We start from the raw sequence: 23,494 nt of genomic DNA, 5'->3' as shown, positions 1-23,494 counted from the left end.
TCATCCGGGCAGGCCTTCGGGCCGATTCGGGAGCCGCACGACGAATCTTGCCCCCGTCGGTTCCACGGTTTCCACCCAAACCCGGCCGCCGTGCGCTTCCACCAGGTGCTTCACGATGGCCAGTCCGATTCCCACGCCGGGTTGTTCCCTGCGCAACTCGCTCCCCAGTCGGTGAAACGGATCGAACACCTTCTCCCGCTCACTCCCGGGAATGCCGGGTCCGGCATCGGCCACGGTCAGCCGGATGGCCATCGAGTCCACTTCCAGTCCGACGGTCACCCCACTCCCGTGCGGCGCATGCTTCACCGCGTTGTCCAGCAGGTTGGTCAACACCTGCTGAACAGCCGCCCCATCCAGCGTCGCCACCCAACCCTCCGGCGCGCGCCCCAGTTCCAGTCGGACCCGCACGCCGCGTTCCTCCGCCCCGACCCCCGCCCAGCGGACCGTCTCCTGCACCAGGGCGAGGACATCCGTGGGTTCGGGCTCGATCCGTTTCCGGCCCCGCTCGATGCGCGACAGGTCGAGCACGTTGTCCACGAGCATCCCCAGTCGCCGGCACTCGCGCCCGATCAGTTTCAGAGTGGCCTGTTTGCGCCCGGCATCGGACACCCGATCCTGCTCCAGGTTGTCCGCCAGCACGCGCACGCTGGCCAGCGGCGCCCGGAGTTCATGCGACACGCTGGCCACGAAGTTCGATTTCTGCACCCCGAGCCGATGCTGCCGCACCAGCACCCGCCATGTCAGTCCGGCCGCCAACACCGAGATCCCCACGCCAGCCAGAACGATCCCGCCCAGCACCCGCTCCCGACGTCGTTGTCCGGCGAACGCGCTGTCCCGATCCACCAGAGCCACGGCCACCTTCAGCAGGAGGTTTCCAGGCCCGGACGCCGTCGCGGCGGTCAGTGCCCGCGCCGTCACATCCGACGGCTCCTGGTGATGAACGGAAAAGTCCCTTCCCTGAAGGTCCACCGAGAAGCCGAAGTGCCCGTGCGGATCGTCCGCCCGCAACGCCGTCCGAACCCCCTCCACCACATCCACCCAACGCCGTGCCCGATACGGATGGGCTGGCTCCCGGGTTTCGCCCCCGGAGCCCAGGCCCGATCCCGCGATCCCCGCAGGATCCTGAGAGCGGACCCCGATCCAGAGATGGCGGTCGAGTTCCCACGCCAGAACCGCGGTCTCCTCCAGGCCGCCCGTCCCGTCGGCGCGGAGGCCCCTCAGCCCGGTTCTCTTCGCCTGAATCGCCTCGAACGAACGGCGCGCCCAATCCCGCTGGCGCAGCGGCGCCTCCACCTTCTCGAACTCACCCGGCATGCTGCCGATCCGACTTCGTTCTCCCAGCCACACTCGCAACCGGGTCAGAGCCTCCTCCGAGACCGGCGTTGAAGGTACGTCCACGACGTCGCGCACCGCCAGCGCCCCATTGTCGCGCCAGGCGTCCGGGAAAAATCCGCCGTCCGCTTCGATCAGTCCCACGAGCAATTCCAACGCCACCTCGCGAACCGACAGCCCGGACTCCATTCGAGCTTCCGTTGTGGACGTCACCAGCACCCGCCGGGCCGCCTCGACGGCGGCCGCGGATTCGCCGACCGCCGCCAGTGCCTGCGCCCGCAGGAGGTCGAGGTGGATGGGAACCGAGGCCTCCGGGACCGTAGGGCGCCCCCGTTCCGTGGAGGCGGGTGTCCCACCCGGCGGTCCTTCGTCTCCCTGGCCCTCGACCTCAACAACCCTCAACTCCTCCAACGCCGTGTTCCCGTTCCCCATCGCCAGCGCTGCTTCCGCACGGCGCCAGACGGTGCGCACCGGCTCCGACATCCCCCGGATCACCTCTACCGGGACCGGGGGCCACACACCCGTCCTGGGCCACGCCAGCGTGCCGTCCGACTCCAGCTTCAACTCATGGACCTCCCCTCGTCCATCCCGTCCGGCGGTCCAGGCGTTGGTCACGGCAGCCAGGATGTTCCACGCCATCCGCTCCGACCGAATGCGCAGGTCAGCCTCCGCCGCCCTGCGGTCCGCCCGCAAAGCCCAACCGGCGATGCCCGCCAATCCCAGGGAAGGAAGGACCAACGCCAGGGCCAGAAGCGCGTAGCGCCGCGGCGGAGGACCATGCGCGTCAGGGAGCATCTTCCTTCTCCGGAACTTCGATCTGGTCGCCGTCCACCAGCCAGTACTCTCGCGCCTCCGGGTCGTTCACCACGTCAAGCGTCCACTTTTGGCCCGATGATTTTCTCGTGACCTGGACCCGGGTGAGATCCGAGGACACCCGCAGCCTGCCAGACAGATCGAGCACCTGGCGGAGGTTGCAGCTCGAGATCACGGCTCCGGCGGGCGGCACGTTTGCCGGCAGGCCTGGCGCTGTCAGCGCCCCTCCCCGCCGAGCGCTCGGAAGCGGAGCCGGGTAGAGATGGAGTTCCGTAGTCTCACCCTGGATCGTCAGCGACACCTGCTGCACCCCGCATCTCCTCAGCGCGGCCGCAGTTTCCTCGGAGAGACCCGGAGCGGAAGATCCCACCACCCGGTCCAGCTCCGGAAGCTCCACCACATCGCCCCATTCGAGGGGATGACTCCAGCGGCATTCCCCCATCCTCCACCAATCCGCCCCGATCGGGTGCGCCGATTCCTGTTGGCCGTCCGCCGTCAGTCTCCGGACGCGAATCTGCTGGAGATCCACCCATTCTGCCCTGGGAGCCTGAAGCGCGAGGATCAGGAATTGGGCCAGAGTCGGCGGCGGATTCACCCCCACCCGGTGATGGAACGGTTCCGTTTGACCGCCGATCCTCCAATGGATCGCCTGCCTCCGGGCGAGATCCTCCTGCGCTCCCGCCGCCAGCAGCATCGCCTCGATCCGTTGCCAGACCATCGCCGCCTCGGAAACGTTTGCAGGCACCTCGGAACCATCCCTGACCCTGACCGGAACTATCCGCGTAGGGCCGTCCCGGGGTGCAACCGGCCTTGGCGAAGGTGGCGCAAGACCCCGGCTAATGGCCATCCGGACGACTTCCAATGGGGTAAGCTGACGTTGGTCCAAACGATTCGGATCGGCTCCCGCCTTCAAGAGCAAGGAAACCGAGTTCGTGTCGCCTTTCGCAGCCGCGGCATGCAAGGCCGTTGTGCCATCCGGTAACGCCACATTCACGTCCGGTTTCGCGGCGAGCAAAGCTTCGAGAGCCTCGGTGGGGCCACCCGCTGCCGCCCGGACCAGCAGCGGAAAGCCCCCCGAGTTCACGGCATCCGCGGAACCGCCTGCACGGAGCAACGCGGGAATGAACTGCTGCGCGTGATCCATGCATTTCCCCATAAGCGCGTTGAGCCCCTCCGTCGGAAACCCCTCCGGGGGCGCGGCCGCCAACAACTCGTCCAGCCACTCGGACGCCACTTTGGGCATCCCGCCGCTGCTCAGGCTCCTTCCCAATGTCCCAATGTCCGCCTTCGCCCCCAGACGGACCAGGGTTCGACCTGCCTCCCTCTCGCCCCACAGCACCGCCGCCTCCAACACCGTCCGAATGACTGTATTTCCACCGCCTCCACCCTTCGGTGCCACCGGGACCCCCCGATTGACCACCGCATTGACATCCGCGCCTGCCTTCACCAGACGTTCGATCAGGGCGGTCTTCGAATCGGACACCGCCGCCAACAAAGGAGGATACGCACCCTCAACTTCCACCTTCGCCCCGCGGGCCAACAGAGTCTCCACGACCGCCGTGAATCCTTGCCCCACCGCTCCTCCCAGCGCCGTGTGCCCGGACTGCATGACCAGGTTCGGATCGGCCTTCGCATCCAGCAACGCCTCCACCACCGCCTTGTGCCCGTTCGCCGCCGCCACCGACAACGCGGTCCCACTGGAGGCGATGCGATTCACCTCCACCCCCCAGTTCAGCAACGCCTGCACCACCGCCAATTGCCCCTTCTCCGCCGCCTCCATCAACGGGGTCTTCCCGCCCTTCTCCGCGTTCAGCAGATCCGGACTGCGGTCGAACAGCGTGCGCAACCGGGCGATCTCCGCCTCCTCGGAATGCAGATCGAGCAGGATATCCTGTCTGCGGGGGGGTGCGGTCTCCCCCTCCGCGGGTGGCGCCACTCCCAGCGCCAGCAGGTTCTCCCGGCTCAACCGCACCAGGGTGGCCTCGGCGGGGAAGTCGCGTAACACCCGCTGATACTGCGCCGCCGCCTCGTCGTTGCGTCCCAGCTTGCGGAAGCATTCCGCCAACCGGAACACCGCCGTCGCCGCGATCGCACGCTGGGCATCGACCTGGGCAATCACCGCCTCATAGCCCCGTACCGCGGCGTTCAGATCGCGCCGCACCTCCTCGGCGACCAGCGCCGATTGAAAGGCCTGATCGAGCGGTTCCGCCGCCCGACCCGGCACCACCCCCGCGAACAGGATCCCGACCAGGAAGAGAGTTCTCACACCCCCTTCTTATCACCCCGTCCCTCGTCGGTTGTCAGGGAATTGTAAAATCCGCCCCCTTTTCTCGATGCACTCTGAACCGTGCGCCAGATGGGAGTCGAACATCCCGGCGCGACCGGTGCATCCCGGAGTTGTGGGTGAGGAGGCAGCGAATCGGAGGGACGAGCTCTGCGAGTCCTCAACCCAACGTTCCAGGCCGTTGCGGCCTCGTGGAACTCGGCCCTCCGAAGCGACGCTTTGCGGAGTTCGCACCTCTCCCCACAATTCCGGGATGCACTGCGCGTGAGCCGATCTTCATGGAGGATGCGGATCCCCAGCACTTCGTCGGGACGCTGGGTTCATCACGGCGCAGATCGGAGGAGGGCGAGGAGTTCCAACCAATCCATGGCGGTCGCGCGCCCGCAGTTCCGAGTTTGCCCCCGCTACGGACGCGGGGCAGGATCGTGTCGACGGTATGAACGACCGAATCGTCATCGACCCCAAGGTCTGCCACGGCAAGCCCGTGATCCGAGGCACTCGAACGCCGGTCGCCCTGATCGTCGGCAGCTTGGCTGGCGGCATGGGCTTCGACGAGGTCGCCTGTGAATACGGTCTGACCGTGGCCGACATCCGCGCGGCACTGAAGTTCGCCGGAGAGTTGGTCGAAAAGGAACAGTACCACCCGCTGCCGGCCTGATCCGTCGCCGTGCGCTTCCTGCTTGACGCCAATATGCCGCGTTCCGCGGCGGTCATGCTGCGTCAGCACGGGCACGAGGCGTTCGACGTACGTGACATCGGGCTGGGCGGTGCGGACGACACCCGGATCGCCGCCCACGCCAAAGCCAACGGGCTGGTTCTTGTCACGCGCGACTTCGATTTCTCGGACATCAGGAACTACCCGCCGGCCGGGTTCGCCGGGATCATCGTGCTCCAACTGCCCGACGACGCCGTCGCGGCGGCGGTGGTGAAGGTGCTGGAGACGTTTCTGTTCCAGTCTCAGCTGCTCGCCGGGGTCGTGGGCCGACTGGCCATCGTGGAGTCGTGGCGGGTGAGGTTCCGCCCGGCCCTTTTTCCGGACAATTCATGACAGGTTATTGGTCCTCAGGACCGTGCGCGGAGACTGCGGGTTGTTGCGATCTCCCCCTCCGTAGGTGGCGCCACTCCCAGCGCCAGCAGGTTCTCCCGGCTCAACCGCACCAGGGTGGCCTCGGCGGGGAAGTCGCGTAACACCCGCCGATACTGCGACGCCGCCTCGTCGTTGCGTCCCAGCTTGCGGAAGCATTCCGCCAACCGGAACACCGCCGTCGCCGCGATCGCACGCTGGGCATCGACCTGGGCAATTACCGCCTCATAGCCCCGTACCGCGGCGTTCAGATCGCGCCGCACCTCTTTCGCGACCAGCGCCGATTGAAAGGCCTGATCGAGCGGTTCCGCCGCCCGACCCGGCACCACCGCCCCGAACAGGATTCCGACCAGGATGAGGGTTCTCACACGCCCTTCTTATCACCTCGTCCCCCGTCGGTTGTCAGGGAATTGTAAAACCCGCCTCGTTTTCGCTGCACCCTGAACCGTGCGCCAGATGGGAGTCGAACATCCAGGCGTGAACGGTGCATCCCGGAGTTGTGGGTGAGGAGGCAGCGAATCGGAGGGACGAGCTCTGCGAGTCCTCAACCCAACGCTCCACCCTGTTGCGGCCTCGTGGAACTCGGCCCTCCGAAGCGACGCTATGCGGCGTTCGCACCTCTCCCCACAATTCCGGGATGCACTGCGCGTGAGCCGATCTTGATGGAGGATGCGGATTCCCAGCACTTCGTCGGGACCCTGGGTTCATCACGGCGCAGGTCGGAGGAGGGCGAGGAGTTCCAACCAATCCGGTGCGACTCGGGCGGAGACGTCGATGACGGTCGGCAGGATCGCCGAGCGCCTCGGGAAGGGCACGCGGGGACACCTGAACCGCCTGCTGGACCGGCGGCGGATGGCCCGGCAAGAGTAGGCTTTATCAAGAACCGACCCCTTCATAACGTTTCGGCCGGGATCTCGGTTTGAATTCCCACTTCCGACCCGCAATTCTTCGAGTGCATCGACAGGCAAATTGCTATGAGTTCATCCGGATCCTCCGTGGGTTGGTGTCTTCCTGAGAGATGAATACTTCAAACCAGATGGTCCACCGAGCCCGACTCCGCCACGCCGGTGGCCTTGGTGACGTTATGCCGTCGCCAACAAGTCTAGGGCCACCGTCGGGTACGTGTACCCTCAAGCGCCGTGACCTGCGTCACCCTGTCAACGCGCTCTGCTGGCGCGCCGCTCCGCAAGACCACAATCAGAGCAACTGGCACTGACGCTGGTGAGGGATCTGGAACACACCGACGATGACCCACGGATTAGGGGCCCGGAAATGGAACTCCTGCGTGGTGCCAAGAAAGAGGTGCAGATCCCGAGTGCCGAACTCGCCCAGGTACTTGGCACGGACTTTTGCGAGGGCTGCGGCCTCGTCCCCGTTCGTGCTCCGCAGGCACCTCCAGTACAGCGCCCCCGTCTCCCAATCGAGAACCTGCAACTCGCTCCTTCGCCCGCCTGAGTCCTCCAAGCGATAGGAGAAGCTGTAGGGGAGCTTCGGGATGACTTGGAACGTCTGCCGCCACGCGTCCTCGGTGAAGAGTTCGCCCTGCCGGGTCCTGTCTCGCATCTGCGCCAGCTTCTCCCGGTCCCATTCGCGCTCTTCTTCCTCCCACACAAAGTCCATGATCCTCTTGGGCCGGAACACCGCCAACGATAGTTGGTTGGCCCTGGCGCCAGCGATTAGGTCGTCCAACCGCGAATAGACCCGGGCGGTTTCCAGAATGAGCTTCCTGCGTTCCCGCCAGTTGTCACGGGTGTCGATGTGGCCGACCGGCTGCAACTGCCGGACATCGGTGGGGTGCATGGTTTCCGGGCGCGGGTCCGACGTGCTCCTCCGCAAGTCCGCCTCGATCCAGTCGAACTTGCTGTACTGCTCCTCTTGGTCGAGGCGACGAAAGGGCACGGGGTAGATGCGCACCCAACTTCCATCCTTGCGGACCCCGGCTGTGCAGACCGTCTCACCGTACTTTCGAGACAGCGTTGGGTAGGTCTTGACGGTGATGAGGACGCGATCCAAGGGCATGTCGCTGCGGATCAAAGATGGGAGGGTGCGAGGGTCCGTCCGAAGCTCCGCTCAAGCGCCTTCGCAATGCAACGGCGGTGGCATTGCTCGGGAGCATGTTCGAAGCAGGTCAGGGCGACACGATGCCCTCCGTCCTTCACCCAGCCCGCGATCCGGGCCAGGGCCGCTCCCTGCCCGGGAAGATCCTCACGCTCGTAATCGGCAAAAAGCGCGTCGTAGTCCGCCTGGCTCTTCAGCTCGCGCCGCCGATCGGAGGCGATTCCGAGTTCCGGTAGGTGCTCGTAGCGCAGACCCACGCCTTCGCAGGTTCTCGCGAGCGTGCCCTTCGAGAAACCGTATTTCCGGCTCAGGGGATTGCGCCGGACATCGCAAAGAAGTGTCACGCCAGCGCGGATCAGGCGATTCAAGTACTCTTCGAGACTCCGTCCTTCGTAGCCGATCGTGTACAGCGCAGGGGGGTAAGCCCGCTCTTCCCCTCTCCCTGCCTTGGCAATCTCCTTCAATGCCGGGGCGTCCCCTGCTAGGACCCGCTCCGAGATTTCGCTCCGGGTGGCGTAGTAGGGAAATCGCCGATAGACCTCGGCGACAAGCGCGTCTCCGCGTAGGCCCGATCGACGGTGCGCAAAGGCATCCATGCGCAATCGCTCCGGCCCGAACTGCTTCGCCAACACTTTGCCGGTCTCGGTCAGGGTCCACTGCCGTTCCTCATTGCCTAACAGCCCGAGTTCGATCAGCCGCCGCTTGTCGGCGTATGAGGTGAAGGAAAACCCGCCAAACCGGTACGGGACGAAATCGTAGGAAGGCTCGGATTCCTCCTCGCGGGTGTACAAGAAGAGCAACTTCTGAAAGTCCAACGCCGGCACGGCTCCCCCCAAAGCATCCACAAGTGCCAGGAGTCGGCGCTGCCGTTCAAAAACCATGACCGATCGTGCGCCTGGCCACGAACCCCGGCAAGCCTAGGACCACCGCGGTAAGGAATGGGGCGCGGTTCGGCTCGGCCGTTACAACCCGCTGCGGGGATGCCCCGGCCTCGCCGCCCTGGCTCAGGCCAAAAACCCCGGTCGCAGGACCGCTTCCGGTTTCCGGACAGGCTCCTACACCCCCTGGAGTCGTCCGGTGGAATCGCCGAGGCGCTCGATATCGGTGGCCCCCATGCGATCGGCGAGGCTCAGGAGGAGATTGCTCATGGGGACGTCGTTGAACCTCGCATAGCGTCCAGGGGTCAGGGCGCCGCCTCCGCCCCCGGCGAGGATCACAGGGAGATTGGTGTGGGTGTGGCGGTTGCCGTCGGCGTTGCCGCTCCCGTAAACGATCATGGAATTGTCGAGGAGCGACCGTCCGTCGATGTCCTTCGTTCGTTCCATCCTTTCGAGGAACCTGGCGAGCTGCGCGACGTACCAGCGGTCGATCTCGCCCACCTTCCGGATCTTGTCCTCGTTGTTCTGGTGATGGGTGAGGTAGTGGTGGCCTTCGGCAATGTCGATCTCGGGGAAGGCGCGATTGCTGCCTTCGTTTGCCAGGAGGAAGGTGCCGATGCGCGTGGAATCGGTCTGAAACGAAAGGATCATCATGTCGAACATCACCTGGATGTACTCGGCGAAATCGTTCGGGATTCCGTCGGGCGTCGGCAGGGCGGGGTCCGGGGTGGGCCCGAGGTTTTCGGCGCGTTCGATGCGTTGCTCGATGTCGCGGACGCTGACGAGGTATTCGTCGAGCTTTTCGCGATCGCGGTAGGAGAGGTCGCGCTGGAGCGCGCGGGCGTCGTCGAGGACGAAGTCGAGGATGGAACGTTGGAGGGTCTGGCGCCGTTGCAGGGCCTCGGAGCGTTCGCCCGGCGATCCGGTGCCGAACAGGCGTTCGAAGAGGAGGCGGGGATTCGGTTCGGGCGCGACCGGTGTGTTCGGCGAGCGCCACGCGAGATTGTACTGGTAGGCGCAGGAGTAGCCGGAGTCGCAGCTCCCCGATTTGCGAACGGCGTCGCAGGTCAATTCGAGCGACGGAAAGCGGGTGAGATGCCCGATTCGCCCGGCGATCTCCTGGTCGATCGAGATCCCGGCGCGGATGTCGGACCCGGCGGTCTTCCTGACGCGCACCCCGGTGAGGAACGTCCCGCTCGCGCGGGCGTGATCGCCGGCGCCGTCGGGCCCGGGGTTGGCATTGAAATGGTCGAGTCCGCCAAGGATCTGGAGCTGGTGTTTCACCGGGCCCAGGGATTCCATGGTGCGGTTCAGTTCGAACTCGCGCCCTTCGCCGTGAGGCCACCAGTCCGATTGGATGGCCCCGTTCGGGAAGTACACGAAACCAAGTCGGAGCGGTGCGCCTTGCGCGGTGGTCGCCATCGAGCCGGGGGCGGCGGCGGCGAGGGCGCGGGAAGGCATCAACGATTCGAGGGCGGGCAACGCGACGGTGGCGCCGAGGCCGCGAAGGAAGATGCGGCGGTTCACGCGGGAGCGAAGGATGTGAGGGGCGCGGGTGAAGTTTCGAGGCGTCGGATTCATGGCGTGAGGTGTGTCTTGGTGGCGAATCGTTCAGGGAGCTCGGTCTGGGTCGCGGGTGCGACTGGCGGTTCGGTCGGACGGAAGGCGGTCCGCGCGCCGCCATCGCGCCCCGGGTTGGGAAGGGCGCGCCGTCTCTGGAAGGGCGCGGACTCGACGATGCCCATGAGGAGGGCGGAGAACCTGCCGCCTTCGGTTTCGAGGGCGTGGACGATGCGATCGACGCTCTCGACATCGTAGTCCTGAAGGCCGCGACCGAGGGCGTAGGTCAGGAGCTTCTCGGTGAGGCAGTGGTAGAAATCGCGGGCGTGATCCTGGACCAGGGTCCGCTTGAGTTCGCGAACGTCGTTGAAGGTCTGGCCGGTGATGAGGCGACCGGCGGCGTCGATCGGCTGGCGGCGTTCGGACTCGCGCCACATGCCGAGTGCGTTGAAGTTTTCGAGGGCGAGACCCAGGGGATCCATGCGGTTGTGACAGGAATTGCAGAGGGGATTGGCCCGATGGATTTCGAGGGTCTCGCGGAGGGTGGGTTGGCGGTCGGCAAACTCCTTCTCGGCCTCTTCGAGGTCGGGGACGTCCGCGGGAGGCGGGGGCGGGGGGGTGCCCAGGATGTTCTCGAGAATGAAAAGACCGCGCTTCACGGGCGAGGTTCGGGTCGGATTCGAGGTGACGATGAGGGTGGTTCCCTGCGTGAGGATGCCGCCCCGCGGGCTGGCCTTGGGGAGGGACACCTTGCGCATCTCCGATCCTTCGACGCCGAGGTCGGAGAGGCCGTATTGGCGGGCCAGGCGCTCGTTGAGGAAGGTGTAATCGGCATCGAGCAGTTCGAGGACGCTGCGATCCTCCCGGACGACGTGGGCAAAGGAGAGTTCGCTTTCGCGGCGGAGGGCACGGCGCAGTTCGCCATCGAGTTCGATGTTCGGCGCGTTGTTTCCGCGGCGCCCGCGTTGAAAGAGTTCGCGGAGTTCCTCGCGCTGTTCGTCGGTGCGCTGGTCCTCGGGGAGTGCCAGCAACTCGCGAATCCGCATGCGGCGACGTTCCATGTCGCGTTCCTCGCCGGAATCGCGGGCCAGGACGACGCGGGCATTAATGTCGATGCCTTCGACATCGCGCGCCTGGAGCCATTGGCCGACGAAATTCTCGATGAGCGCCTCGGATCGCGGGTCCTTCAGCATCCGTTCAATCTGCGGGCGGAACTGGCTTCGCAACTCGCCGCGCGCGGCGAGTTCGAACAGTTCCTCATCCGGCATGGTGGACCACAGGAAGTACGAGAGCCGCGAGGCGAGGGCAAATTCATCGACATACGGATGCGCGGGCGGATGCGCGGGCGGATGCGCGGGCGGATCCGGGGGAGCGACCGTGGCGGGTTCGGATGGCTCGACGCGGAACAGGAAACGGGGAGAGGCGAGGATCGGAACCATGGCCTGGGCGATGCCGTCCTCGAATCGTTTGTCGGGCAGGCGGTAGGTCGCCTCGGCAATGGAAACGAGGCGCTCGACGGTGAGGTCGTCCACGGGACGGCGATAGGCGCGGGTGGCGAAACGGCGCAAGACACCCTCGGCGCGTGCCCGTTGGACCTCCGGCAAATCCGAGGGTCCGGGAGGGTCCTCGGTGAAGAAGCGTTCGAAGCCATCCGGACGCACCCAGTGGTCTCGTTCGAGCGGGCCTTCGACACGGGTCGAAATCATGCGGAGGTCGAGGGAATTGCGTCGCTCCGAGACCGGGGTGAGCGGCGAAAGGGTGAGGGTGAGGGGATGTTCGCCTGCCTCCCAGGTTCGGATGAACTCGAATGAGAAACGGGTGCCGTTCTGCCAGCCGAACTCGCGTTCGAAGAGCGGTTCGTTGTCGGCGAAGGTCACCCGGCAGATGCCCGGATCGAAATCGAACCGGCCCAAGACCTGGAGTTCGAGGGTCAACCGGTAGGTGCCGCCGATCGGTGCATGGAAGACATGGGTCATCTCGGCGGCATCGTAGAAGGAGAGCCGGTCGGCGGACCGGTTTCCCTCGCCGCGAAACCGGTTCCCCGGGATCCGCGTTTCGGCGACCACCCACGGGACACGCGGGACGGCGGATCCGACGATGGCCTCGGCCGCCTGCATGTATTTCTCGAGCAGCAGAGGGGATAGGGCGAGGACATCGCCGATGTTGTCGAAGCCGTACCCGGTATCGTCCGGCGGGAGTTCCTCCTCGACCTTGAAATCGAATCCCATGAGGTCGCGGATGGTGTTCCGGTATTCGGTGCGGTTGAGGCGGCGGAGGGTGACACGGCCTGGATCGGGATTCCGGGGATCGATGTCGAAAACGGAGTGCTTGATCCAGTGGGCGAGGGTGTCCTTTTCCTCGGGGTTGGGTTGCGGTCTGTTGGCGGGGGGCATCAGCCCGGCGCGAACATTGCGAAGGACGGCGAGCCAGAGTTCCCGTTGCCCCAGGAGTTCCTCGTCGCTGCCGAAGGCGTCGAAGGCGACCTGCCCGCGGTTCATGCCGTCGCCATGACAATCGAAGCAGTATTCGGCCAGCAGCGGCCGGATCTTCCCGGCAAAGGACACCGACTCGCCGGGGACATCGGGAGAGGCACCCGCCGGGAATCCCGGAACCAGGAGTGTGAGCATGGCCATGCCGCACGTCCCGAGGCGACGAGGGGCGGTTCGATGAGCGGGGCTTCCGGTCGGCATCATTCCAGAGGGACGATGGAATCACTACCGTTTCGAGGGGGAGCGGGCAAGCAATTCCCCAACAGCAATTCACCCTGCAACCAACGGTGCATCCCGGAGTTGTGGGTGAGGAGGCAGCGAACCGGAGCACATCGGAGGGACGAGCTCTGCGAGTCCTCAACCCAACGCGCCACACCGTTGCGGCCTCGTGGAACCCGGCCCTCCGAAGCGACGCATTGCGGAGTTCGCACCTCTCCCCACCATTCCGGGATGCACGGCGTGGAGTCTGCGGTTGCGGAATTGGCTGTCGTTCCGTCGCACCGCGGCTTCATCATGCTGCCATGAATCAGGCCGGGCAGGGCGGGGGGCTGTCCCGACCTGGGGGCGACGCCTCTCCGGCGTTCGCCACGACGCACTGGAGCGTCGTGCTGGCAGCCCGAGAGTTGGGCGATGCCGAGCAGGCGCACACGGCGCTCTGCCGGCTGTGCGAGGATTACTGGTATCCGCTGTATGCCTACGTCCGACGCCGCGGACACGCACACGAAGACGCCGCGGATCTCACGCAGGCGTTCTTCGCGCGCTTCCTCGATCACGGCTTCATCCACGACGTGACCCCGGGCGTCGGCCGCTTCCGCTCGTTCCTGCTGTCAGCCATCAAGCATTTCCTCGCCAACGAATGGGACCGCGCGCGGGCGCTGAAGCGGGGCGGGGGCGAAACTCCGGTGTCCCTCGATGACGAGGAGGCCCGGCGGCGCTACGCCCTCGAGCCGGCGGATCCCGTCACGCCCGAGACGCTGTACGAGCGCCGGTGGGCGCTGGCTGTGCTGGAACAGGTGCTGGCACGGTTGCGGGCGGAATTCGACGCGCGCGAGAAGGGCGGGCTGTTCGACCGCCTCAAAGTTTTCCTCACCGCCGACCAGCCGGAGGGCGCCTACGCCGCCACGGCCACCGCCGCGGGCCTGAGCGAGGGTGCGGTGAAGGTGGCCGTGCACCGGTTGCGGCGGCGCTACGGCGAACTGCTCCGCGCGCAGATCGCCGGGACCGTCGCCGACCCCGCGGACGTCGGGGCGGAGGTGCGGCATTTCATCGCCATGCTGGGGAGGTGAAGCGTGTTTCGCGGTAACTCTGCGCTGCCACTCCTTAGGTATTCCATTGTCTGTGTCCGACGATGCCCATGATGGACCGTGATTCATCCGGAGCGCCGGCCGGCGGATCGGCCCATGACTTGACCTGCTGAATGATGCCCTCCCCTCCCGCCCCCTGCGCCGTTTGTGGCGCAGCCCTGGCGCCGGACACGCCCGAGGGGCTGTGCCCCGCCTGCCTGCTCGCGCGCGGGCTGGATCTGCTCGCCGACCCGCCGGGTGCCATCGTCTCCGAGGCCGCCGCGCTGACCCGGATTGCCGGCCCGGCCGCGTCTTTCACCGGCGCGCGCCTCCGCTACTTTGGCGACTATGAGCTGCTGGAGGAGATCGCCCGCGGCGGGATGGGCGTGGTCTTCAAGGCCCGCCAGGTCAGCCTCAACCGGCTGGTGGCGCTCAAGCTGATCAGCGCGAGCGCGCTTGCCACTCCGGAGCTGGTCAAGCGCTTCAAGGCCGAGGCCGAGGCTGCCGCCAGCCTGTCCCACCCGCACATCGTGCCCATCCACGAGATCGGCGAGCACGGGGGACAGCACTACTTCAGCATGGGGCTGGTCGAGGGACCGAACCTGCGCGAAGCGATCTCGAACCTTCGATCGCAAACCTCAAGTCCTCAGAGAGCCGCCCGTCTGCTCGTCACTCTGGCCCGCGCGGTGCACTACGCCCACCAGCGCGGCGTGCTCCACCGCGACATCAAGCCGGGCAACGTCCTGCTCGACGCCCAAGGCGCGCCGCACCTCGCGGACTTCGGCCTGGCCAAGCTGGTCGAGAAGGACAGCACGCTCACCCACACCCACGCCGTCATGGGCACGCCGGCCTACATGGCCCCGGAACAGGCCCGTGGCGGGACCAAGGACGTGACCACCGCCGCCGACGTGTACGGGCTGGGGGCGGTGCTCTACGAGACGCTCACGGGGACGCCGCCCTTTGCCGGCGGCACCTCGGTGGAGACGCTGCGGCAGGTGCTCGAGCAGGAGCCGCGGCGGCCCTCGGTCTTCAACCCGGCGGTGGACCGCGACCTGGAGACGATCTGCCTCAAGTGCCTGGAGAAAGAAACGGGACGCCGCTACGCCTCCGCCGAGGCGCTGGCGGAGGACCTTGAACGCTGGCTCCGACACGAACCGATCCGCGCCCGGCCGATCACCACGCCGGAGCGGGTGAAGAAATGGGTCCGCCGCCGCCCGGCCGTCGCCGCGCTGGGCGCGCTCTCCATGGCGGCGCTCGTGACCCTGGCCGTCGGCTCGACCATCGCCGCCTGGCGCATCCGGCAGGGCCGCGAAGAACTGCGGCAGAACCTGTACGCCTCCGAGATGGGCCAGGCGTTTGGCGCCCTGGAGTCCGGAGACGTGAGGCGGGTCCGCGAGGTGCTGGACGCGCAGCCATGGGACCTGCGCGGATTTGAGTGGCGTTACCTCTGGGGCCAGTCGCGGACGCAGGAAGTGGCCACGTTTGTTTTGCGATCAGACAGCTATGGGTGTGCCGTTTCGCAGGATGGCCGCTACGTGGCGGCGGCGGACAAATTCGAGGTCTCTCTCTGGGATCTGGGGAGCCGCCGTCAGGTTGCCAGCCTAGCGATTCCTGATGAGAGTCCTCTGGCTGATGACATGGCCTTTGATCCTCAGGGCAAGATTCTCGCGGTCCCTGTGACCGACTTGGGCATCCGCCTGTGGAATCTCGAGACCATGAAGCCGATGGCGCCAGTCTTGCCATTCACGCCGCGATTCGCACACGGGTTGGCCTTTTCACCGGATGGACGATGGCTCGCGATCGCCGCGGGGCAGCGGTACGGCGACGGCATCCCCGGCGAGGTCAGGATTTGGGATACGTCCAACTGGCAGCTCCGCTTGACCTTGGCGGGCGTGCGTGACTGGCTGACCCGCGTGAAGTTCTCTCCCGATGGGAAATGGGTGGCGGCCAGCGGCAGCGGCGGGTTTGTGAAAGTCTGGGAGGCAGCCACCGGACGGGAGGTGTTCGAGCTGCCAGGATTGAGCGGCATCGTGTTCGGCCTCTGCTTCTCGCCGGATGGCCAAGCCATGGCCGCCGGCGACTCATGGGGCATGATTCGCCTCTGGGAGGTTGGTTCGTGGGAGGAGCGCCAGACGTGGCACGGACATGACAGGCTGATCCATCGCCTCGCGTTCTCTCCCGATGGCCAGCAGCTTGCCTCCTGTTCCATTGATCGGACCATCAAACTGTGGGATACCCGCAACGGAGACTTGCTGAATGCCCTGCGTGGACATGCGCAGCGCGTCACCAGCATCAGCTTCGTGCCCAACACCTCGTTGCTGGCCTCTTCCAGCCTGGATGGAACGATCAAACTTTGGGACACAATGCCTCCGCGCGAGCGTACCGTTCTCAGGGGCCACAAGGCGCTTTGGGACGTACACCTTGAGTACTCCCCCGCTGGACGGTGGCTGGGGGTGACAACCAACGTTCCCGGAACTGATCCGCTCGTGTATCGGACCGCCATACTGGACGCTTCGACGCGCCAGCAAATCATGACCGTGGACGGGCACCCGTTTAAGTTCGCTCCCAATGGCCTGCTGGCGACAGCGGTGGCGAATACCTCGTTGGCAGTATGGAAGGTCGAGGCGACCGGCGCGGTGGAACAGGTGAGGGTGGAGGCCCCCTCCAAACTGTCCGCTTCGTACGCCTTTAGCGCGGACTCCACGCTCTTAGCCGCGCGCTGCGCAGGGGGTGTTGTTGTGATCTGGACACTGGATGCGCCCACCAGCCCAAGGACGATTCAACGCCCCCGTTTGCAGGACAACACCCGTATGCTGTTTACCAAGGAGGGTTCAACGTTGGTCATCGGACCCGACGCCGACGGGATGTTGGAATGCCTGGACGCACACACTCTTTATCGCATCGGGGAAATGCGCGTCGGTCCTGGAGCGAACTCGGAGGCCCTTGCTCTGTCTCCCGATGGGCGCTTTGTCCTTGCGATAGGGCCGGGCGGGGTCGCACAGCTTTGGGATTTGTCTTCGAGCAGGAAACTAAAGGAATTTCGTGATCCTGTGGGATGGCTGGGGCCGCTGGCATTCTCACCAGACGGAAAAACGCTGGCCGGAGGTGATGTGGATGGCAACCTGCGCTTTTGGAACGTCGCTTCGGGCAACGTCATCGCCACGCTGCCCGCGCATGTCGCTTCGTGCCGTGCGATTTCGTTTTCACCGGACGGACGCTGGATGGCGACGGCCGAGGTGGTGGATCGGATCCGGCTGTGGCCGGCACCGGCTTTTCCAGAGATCGAGGGCGGTTCCGCGGCGATGGAGCAGCGGTGACTTCCCGCCGCCGCCCCCGGACGCAGGCTTCCCTGTAACTTTGGTCCGCCATTCCTTCGGTAGCGGGGTGGCGGGAGAAGCAGCGACATCATCCCGCCGCCGCGGGCGAGGCTTTCGCCCAATCATTCAACACCGCCCCATGAACACACTGCGTCGTTCCTCCGTTCCCATCCTCAGCCATGCCGGCCTGGCCGTCCTCGCCGGTTTCACCCTGCTGGCCGCCCCGGCCGGTTCACCCCACGCCGACCTCCACGGCCAGGGGAAAGCCCGCATGACCATCAACGCCGGCACCGTCTTCAACCTCGACGCCAGCGGCCCCCTCCCGTGGAACCATGAAGTCCGCGGCGTCCTCCAGGTGTCGAACCTCGGGAACTGCCGGGGGCACTTCGCGATCACCATCAGCGCCGGCACCGGCGGGCGGGCCTTTGACCTCGCCGGGACGATGACCCTCACCACCCTGGCCGGCGACAAGCTGGTGGCCAGCGTCGTCGGCTGGGCCGATCCCGATCCGAACGATCTGAAGCCAGCCCCGACGACGTTCATTCTGCACTACGACGCGACCATCACGGGGGGCACCGGGGCACTGACCGGGGCGCGCGGCCACGGCCGCATTGACGGCGCGTTCATCTTCTCTGGCCCGGACGGCCCGGACGACACCGATCCCACGGACGACCGCTTCTGCGAGGGCTACGCCGGCGTGGCCACATGGCTTTACGAGGGCGTCCTGATTCTCCCGCGCGGAAGGAGGTAGGCCGGCACTCACTCGATCCGTAGCGGCGGCCGGATGGCTCGCGCCTGTCCGGCCGCCGCTTCGCAGGGGCGACTGAACTGGCTGGCCATTCCCACCGCACTCACTTCCGCCCGTCCCGACCATGAAAACGATTCTGGCCGCCGTCGGCGTCGCTGCGGCCCTGGCCTGGGGTGGCGCTTCCGCCCCGGCACAAACTCCCGAGCCGCACCGGATCCACTCCCTGGCGATCACCCCGGAAGGCCTGCCTTCGCTGATGCTCGAAGGCCGGGCCGCCCCGGCCTTCAGGAGCTACTTCGACCTGTTTCGCCTCGACGTTTCGGCCAATCTCGAAGACTGGACGCCGCTGGCCACGGTCATCCGGACCAATGCCGCCGCCAATGCGCCGGCCTTCCTTGACGAAACGGCCGCCGGGCACGCCCAGCGCTTCTACCGGACGCCGTCCAACCAGGTCCTGACGCCGTTTCTTCCGCCCACGGGACTGCATCCGGTGGGCGTGCTCTCGCGGATGCTCACCGACGGCTCGCGCAGCAACCGGTTTGGGATTCGGACCAACAGCTCCTTCATGGTCTCCTTATGGCATCCCGCGCAGTCCCCGGGCGAAGACCTGGCTCCTTATATGGACCGCCTGCTGGCGGGGAGGCCGGCGTACTGGGGACCGTACACGAACGCCGTGCCCTCGCTTGTGCAGTTCGCGGTCGCGAGTTCGCCGCCGGCCATCGCACCCGGGAGCTTTCCCGTGGTCCTGTATTCCCACGGGCTGGGCGACCAGCAGGGCCGCGCCGTCCGCACGGAGAACACCGCGATGGCGGTGGAGCTGGCCAGCCATGGCTACGTTGTCGTCGCGGTGGATCACACGGACGCGTACGGCGTGGTGCTGCCGCCGGATCAACTGCTCGTGGGGCGCAACGCGTGGAGCTTCAACTTCCTGCCCGACCGGCTCCGGGACATCGGGCTGCTCCTCGACCACCTGGAACAACTGAATGCGGACGAGCCCGTCATCCGCGGCCGGCTGGATCTGGACCGGATCGGAATCATGGGCTGGTCGTTCGGGGGCGGTACGGCCGGGGAGGCCTGCCGGCTGCAGGAGCGGATCAAGGCGGCCGTGCTCCTGGACGGCTATCTGGGGGCAATGCCCACGCTTCTGAGTCGCGGTCTCGCCAAGCCCTTCCTGGCCATGGTCAGCCCCAGCAGCGGATTGGGCACCGACATCACCACCCTGTTCAACCGCTCGCCCGCGAACGCGTATCAGCTCTCCATCCGGGATGCCTCCCACGACGCATTCACCGACAACGCCTGGATCGTCGCTCCATCCGCCGCGACGCGACGGCGGGCGCAGGCCATGCATGCGTGCCTCGTATCCTTCTTCAACAAACATCTGAGGGGAACCGACGACGGGCTTTTGGAGAACCCCGGCGCATTCCATCCGGACGTCATCTCCTTCCGCCGGAAATGACCGTGAGCTTGCACCCGTGGCCGTCGTGGCATCAGGATGCAGCATGTCCTGCCCCGGCCCCGCCCCGCCGGCTCCCGGCCGTGAAGTGCCGGCGGACACGCCTCCCGACTCGGCCGGCCGGCGATTTCCGGTCACCCACTGGACGGTCGTGCTGGCGGCCGCGGCCGGCGAGGGGACGAAGTCCCAGGAGGCGCTGGCCAGCCTGTGCGCGGCCTACTGGCATCCCCTGTATGCCTTCATCCGGCGGCAGGGCTCGGGTCCGCACGACGCCGAGGATCTCACGCAGGAGTTCTTCCGCCAGTTTCTGGGGCGGAACGCCCTGGCCCGCGTGCAGCCGGCGGCGGGCCGGTTTCGTTCCTTCCTCCTCGCCTGCCTCAAGCACTTTCTCGCCAACGAACGCGAACGGTCCCGGGCGCAGCGCCGGGGCGGCGGCCGGGCGCCGGTGCCGCTCGAGGCCGGCGAGGCCGAGACCCGGTATCAGCTTGAACCTGCCGACCCGCTGACGCCCGAAGCCCTGTTCGAGCGCCGCTGGGCCCTCGCCGTGCTCGAACGCACGCTGAAGGAGCTGCGCCGGGAATGCTACCCCGGCCCGAAGCGGTGGTCGTTCGACGAGCTGGAGGGCTTCCTGCCCGGGGGACGGCCGGGGCTGTCGCGGGCGGAGCTGGCCGCCCGGCACGGCGTGAGCGTGGGAGCGGTGGACGTGGCGGTCCACCGCCTGCGCCAGCGCTTCGGCACGCTGTTGCGGGAGCAGGTCGCCCGGACGGTCTCCTCGGAAGCGGAGGTCGGGGAGGAACTCCGGCACCTCATCGCGGTGCTGGGTTCGTGAGCCGGGGCGGTAAGGTCCGGACGGATTTCCGTTTGTATGGATGGCGCACATGAGTGGCGGCGCGACATGCAAGGACTGCGGCAGGAGCATTCCGCCGGACAGCCCGGGCGGTTTCTGCGGCCAGTGCCTGCTGGCGCTGGGCCTGGAGCCGGCGCGGGCCGGCCCGGAGACCGCCGCCGGCGATCCGGGGCCGGACGACCGCAGCATGGCCGCGACCAGGATCGCGCCGACGGAACGGCCGGGCGACCGGATCGGGCGGTACAGGCTGCTCCAGGAGATCGGCCAGGGCAGCTGCGGCGTGGTGTACATGGCCGAGCAGGAGGAGCCGGTCCGCCGTCGCGTCGCGCTGAAGGTGATCAAGGTCGGGATGGACACCCGCCAGGTGGTGGCCCGCTTCGACGCCGAACGCCAGGCCCTGGCCCTCATGGACCATCCGAACATCGCCCGGGTCTTCGATGCGGGCGCGGCGGACTCGGGCCGGCCCTACTTCGTGATGGAGCTGGTCCGCGGCGTCCGCATCACCGACTACTGCGACCAGAACGCCCTCCCTGTCCGTGAACGCCTGAAGCTCTTCACCCAGGTCTGCCGCGCCGTCCAGCACGCCCACCAGAAGGGCATCATCCACCGCGACCTCAAGCCGTCGAACGTCCTCGTCACCCTCCACGACGGCGTGCCGGTGCCCAAGGTGATTGACTTCGGCATCGCCAAGGCCACGCAGGGCCACCTCACGGACCAGACGCTGTTCACCGCCTACGAGCAGTTCCTCGGCACACCCGCCTACATGAGCCCCGAGCAGGCGGAGCTGAGCGGGCTGGACATTGATACCCGCAGCGACCTCTACAGCCTCGGCGTGCTGCTCTACGAGCTGCTCACCGGCACGACCTCCTTCGACACCCACGAACTCCTGAAGGCCGGGCTGGACGAGCTGCGGCGCACGATCCGCGAACGGGAGCCGGTCCGGCCGAGCACCCGGCTCATGCAGCGGCTGGCCGTGTCCCAGACGCCGGTCGCCAGCCGCAAGCCGCCCATTGACCGGGATCTCGACTGGATCGTGATGAAGTGCCTCGAGAAGGACCGTTCCCGGCGGTACGAGACGGCGACCGGCCTGGCGCTGGACATCGAACGGCACCTGGGCAGCGAGCCGGTCGTGGCCCGCCCGCCCAGCGCCGCCTACCGGCTGCAAAGGCTGGTCCGGCGCCACCGGCTCGCCTTCACCGCCACGATAGCCGTCACGCTGGTCCTCGTGCTCGGCATTGCGGTGAGCACCTGGCTGGCCGTGCGTGCCACCCGCGCCCGGGGACGGGAGGTCGAACAACGCCGGACGGCGGAGGCGGCGCGGCGCGAGGAAAGCCGGCAGCGCCTGCTTGCGGAGGAGGCCGGGCGCCGTCTCCGGCAGTCGCTCTATGTCTCCGACATGGGCGTGGCCTGGCGCTCGTGGGCCGAAGGCGACGCGGCACGCACCCGGCAGCTTCTGGACAAATACCGCGCCGCGGCCACGCCGGCGGACGACCCGCGTGGCTTCGAGTGGCGGTACCTCCGGCAACTCTCCCGCCCCGACGAAAGCCTCATCCTGCCCCACGGAAGCTCCTGCGCGAGGCATTCACCGGACGGACGTCTCCTGGCCATTGCGGACCCCTATGCGGCTGATGTCTGGCTTTGGGACGTGGCCGCCCGGAGGATGCTCCGCTCCTTCCGGCCGTTCGAGCGGAGCATCTGGTCCGTCGCCTTTTCGCCCGACGGCCGGGTGCTGGCGACTGCCTCGAGAAACGACCCCGACTTCAAGTTCTGGGACGTTGAATCCGGAGATCTGATCGCGACGCTACCCGGCCGCTCGCAGGCGAACTTCGGCGTGATCTTCAGCCCCGATGGCCGGCGCGTGGCCACGGTGGCGGGCACGGCCTACCAGCCGCTTCCGGCCGAGGTCAAAGTCTGGGACTTCGCGGACCGGAAGGAGCTCATGTCGCTCCCCGGACTCACCACCTTCGTGGTCACAGCGGACTTCAGCCCGGACGGCGAAACGCTCGCCGTCGGCGATGGCGATGGCGTCGTGCGGCTGTGGGACCTGGCGACCGGGGCCGTCCGCTCCCTCACCGCGCACCGGGGCTTCATCATGCCCGTCCGGTTCTCACCCGTGGGCGCGCTCCTGGCCTCGGCGGACGAGCACGGGGCGATCCTGCTGTGGGATTGGCGGGCGGGCCGACTGCTGCGGGTGCTGACGGGGCACCAGGGGCCGGTCAACAGCCTCGCCGTCTCACCGGACGGAAAACGGCTCGCTTCGGGCGGCTGGGATCACACGGCCCGGCTCTGGGACATGAGCACCGGCGAGCAGCTCGCTCGCTGGCTCGGCCACGCCGGGCGCGTCTGGAGCGTGGACTTCTCCCCCGATGGCCGGACCCTGGTCACCGGCAGCTCCGGCGAGACGGTCCGCTTCTGGCCGGTCGGCCCGAAACCGGAGCACGAGATCCTCACGCGCACCGCCGGCGGCAACGGCATCGGCTTCTCTCCTGACGGCCGCTTCCTGTTCGTGGACGAGTGGGAGACCAACCCGGTGGTGGCGTCCAGCCGGGTCACGCTTTGGGATCCGGATTCCAGAACGGTCGCCCATCGCCTGCCGGGGAGGGACATCGCGTTCTCGCCGGACGGGAAGATCCTGACCTTGATCCGCGACGAAACCAACGTGGTTGTCTTCGAAGCCGCCACGCTGCTCCCGCGGGGAACGATTCCCGTCCCTGGACGGCTCACGGGAGCCAAGGCGATCTCCCCCGATGGCCGCCTGCTGGCCCTGCGGAGCGACGGCCGGCCGGTGATTCTGGACCTGGAAGCCCGGCGCCAGATCGCCACCCTGGAGGCCGGGTCGAGCGGAGGCGCCCCGCTGCTGTTCTCCCGCGACGGCCGGACCTTGATCGCGGCCGACTCCCCGGACGGGGCCATCCGGCTCTGGGACACGTCCACCTGGCAGACGCGCGGCTGGCTGCGCGGCCACCAGGCCGCGGTCGGCGCGCTCGCCCTTTCGCCGGACGGCGCGATGTTTGCCAGCGCGGGCGGGACGACGATGCTCCTGTGGGATCTGGCGGCCGGTGCCTTGGCGGAGAATCCGTCCCTGCACGGGAACAGCGGCGCCATCGAAACGCTGGCGTTTTCGCCGGACGGCCGGACGCTCGCCGCGGGCAGCTTTGACGGGCCGATCAGCCTGTGGAGCGTGCCGGGACGGCAGGAGATTGGCTCATTGAAGGCCCACGTGACCGCCGTCTGGGGCGTGGAATTCTCACCCGACGGCCGGACCCTCGCGAGCACCAGCTACGATTTCACCGTGCGGCTGTGGCGGGCGCCGGGCTTCTCCGAGACGGACGTGGGCCGGTGAGTTCC

Annotated in this window: 15 protein-coding genes; 8 read left to right on the top strand and 7 right to left on the bottom strand. The window is 67.1% G+C overall.

Annotated features, from left to right (window positions below; all coding sequences use genetic code 11):
• Complete coding sequence (locus KF833_17590) at positions 1 to 2,127, bottom strand: HAMP domain-containing histidine kinase (protein MBX3747123.1); 2,127 nt, start codon at positions 2,125 to 2,127, stop codon at positions 1 to 3.
• Positions 2,117 to 4,411, bottom strand: a complete 2,295-nt coding sequence (locus tag KF833_17585) for an ankyrin repeat domain-containing protein (GenBank protein ID MBX3747122.1) — start codon at positions 4,409 to 4,411, stop codon at positions 2,117 to 2,119. The genes KF833_17590 and KF833_17585 overlap by 11 nt, the downstream gene beginning before the upstream one ends.
• A gap of 454 nt (positions 4,412 to 4,865) precedes the next feature.
• On the opposite strand from KF833_17585, the gene KF833_17580 reads away from it, so the two are divergent.
• Together KF833_17580 and KF833_17575 are read left to right on the top strand one after the other, a co-directional pair.
• Positions 4,866 to 5,087 carry a DUF433 domain-containing protein gene (locus KF833_17580; GenBank protein MBX3747121.1) on the top strand — a complete coding sequence of 74 codons (222 nt, stop codon included), beginning with the start codon at positions 4,866 to 4,868 and terminating at the stop codon, positions 5,085 to 5,087.
• Between the two features lie 9 nt (positions 5,088 to 5,096).
• Positions 5,097 to 5,477, top strand: a complete 381-nt coding sequence (locus tag KF833_17575; protein MBX3747120.1) for a DUF5615 family PIN-like protein — start codon at positions 5,097 to 5,099, stop codon at positions 5,475 to 5,477.
• 14 nt (positions 5,478 to 5,491) lie between these two features.
• On the opposite strand, the gene KF833_17570 is transcribed toward KF833_17575, so the two are convergent.
• The 5 genes from KF833_17570 to KF833_17550 all read right to left on the bottom strand — a co-directional run bounded on the left by KF833_17570 (position 5,492) and on the right by KF833_17550 (position 12,636).
• A complete protein-coding gene (locus tag KF833_17570) occupies positions 5,492 to 5,881 on the bottom strand; it encodes a tetratricopeptide repeat protein (protein MBX3747119.1) in 390 nt (129 codons plus the stop codon).
• An 829-nt stretch (positions 5,882 to 6,710) separates the two neighbouring features.
• The gene (locus KF833_17565) at positions 6,711 to 7,532 is read right to left on the bottom strand and encodes a hypothetical protein (GenBank protein ID MBX3747118.1); all 822 of its coding nucleotides are present in this window, start codon (positions 7,530 to 7,532) and stop codon (positions 6,711 to 6,713) included.
• A gap of 11 nt (positions 7,533 to 7,543) precedes the next feature.
• A complete protein-coding gene (locus tag KF833_17560) occupies positions 7,544 to 8,452 on the bottom strand; it encodes a DUF488 domain-containing protein (protein ID MBX3747117.1) in 909 nt (302 codons plus the stop codon).
• A 174-nt stretch (positions 8,453 to 8,626) separates the two neighbouring features.
• Positions 8,627 to 10,030 (bottom strand): DUF1552 domain-containing protein, encoded by a 1,404-nt coding sequence (locus KF833_17555; protein ID MBX3747116.1) that lies wholly within the window; start codon positions 10,028 to 10,030, stop codon positions 8,627 to 8,629.
• On the bottom strand, positions 10,027 to 12,636 hold the full coding sequence (locus tag KF833_17550; protein MBX3747115.1) for a DUF1592 domain-containing protein: 2,610 nt from the start codon (positions 12,634 to 12,636) through the stop codon (positions 10,027 to 10,029). Before KF833_17550 ends, KF833_17555 begins: the two co-directional genes overlap by 4 nt.
• A 383-nt stretch (positions 12,637 to 13,019) precedes the next feature.
• Here KF833_17550 and KF833_17545 point away from each other — a divergent pair, with 383 nt between their 5' ends.
• The 6 genes from KF833_17545 to KF833_17520 all read left to right on the top strand — a co-directional run bounded on the left by KF833_17545 (position 13,020) and on the right by KF833_17520 (position 23,489).
• On the top strand, positions 13,020 to 13,784 hold the full coding sequence (locus tag KF833_17545) for a sigma-70 family RNA polymerase sigma factor (protein ID MBX3747114.1): 765 nt from the start codon (positions 13,020 to 13,022) through the stop codon (positions 13,782 to 13,784).
• Between the two features lie 131 nt (positions 13,785 to 13,915).
• On the top strand, positions 13,916 to 17,098 hold the full coding sequence (locus KF833_17540) for a protein kinase (GenBank protein MBX3747113.1): 3,183 nt from the start codon (positions 13,916 to 13,918) through the stop codon (positions 17,096 to 17,098).
• A gap of 139 nt (positions 17,099 to 17,237) precedes the next feature.
• Positions 17,238 to 17,849: a hypothetical protein gene (locus KF833_17535; GenBank protein ID MBX3747112.1), complete on the top strand. Its 612-nt coding sequence runs from the start codon at positions 17,238 to 17,240 to the stop codon at positions 17,847 to 17,849.
• A 121-nt stretch (positions 17,850 to 17,970) separates the two neighbouring features.
• A complete protein-coding gene (locus tag KF833_17530; protein ID MBX3747111.1) occupies positions 17,971 to 19,302 on the top strand; it encodes a hypothetical protein in 1,332 nt (443 codons plus the stop codon).
• Between the two features lie 43 nt (positions 19,303 to 19,345).
• Positions 19,346 to 20,128, top strand: a complete 783-nt coding sequence (locus tag KF833_17525; protein ID MBX3747110.1) for a sigma-70 family RNA polymerase sigma factor — start codon at positions 19,346 to 19,348, stop codon at positions 20,126 to 20,128.
• Between the two features lie 40 nt (positions 20,129 to 20,168).
• Entirely contained in the window at positions 20,169 to 23,489 is a 3,321-nt protein-coding gene (locus KF833_17520) for a protein kinase (protein MBX3747109.1), read from the top strand.
• Positions 23,490 to 23,494 lie beyond the last annotated feature (5 nt).

This window comes from Verrucomicrobiia bacterium (assembly GCA_019634625.1).
In the GTDB taxonomy this organism is placed as follows: domain Bacteria; phylum Verrucomicrobiota; class Verrucomicrobiia; order Limisphaerales; family CAIMTB01; genus CAIMTB01.
The sequence above is the reverse complement of the archived record's forward strand: the minus strand, read 5'-3'. Positions and strand labels throughout refer to the sequence as shown.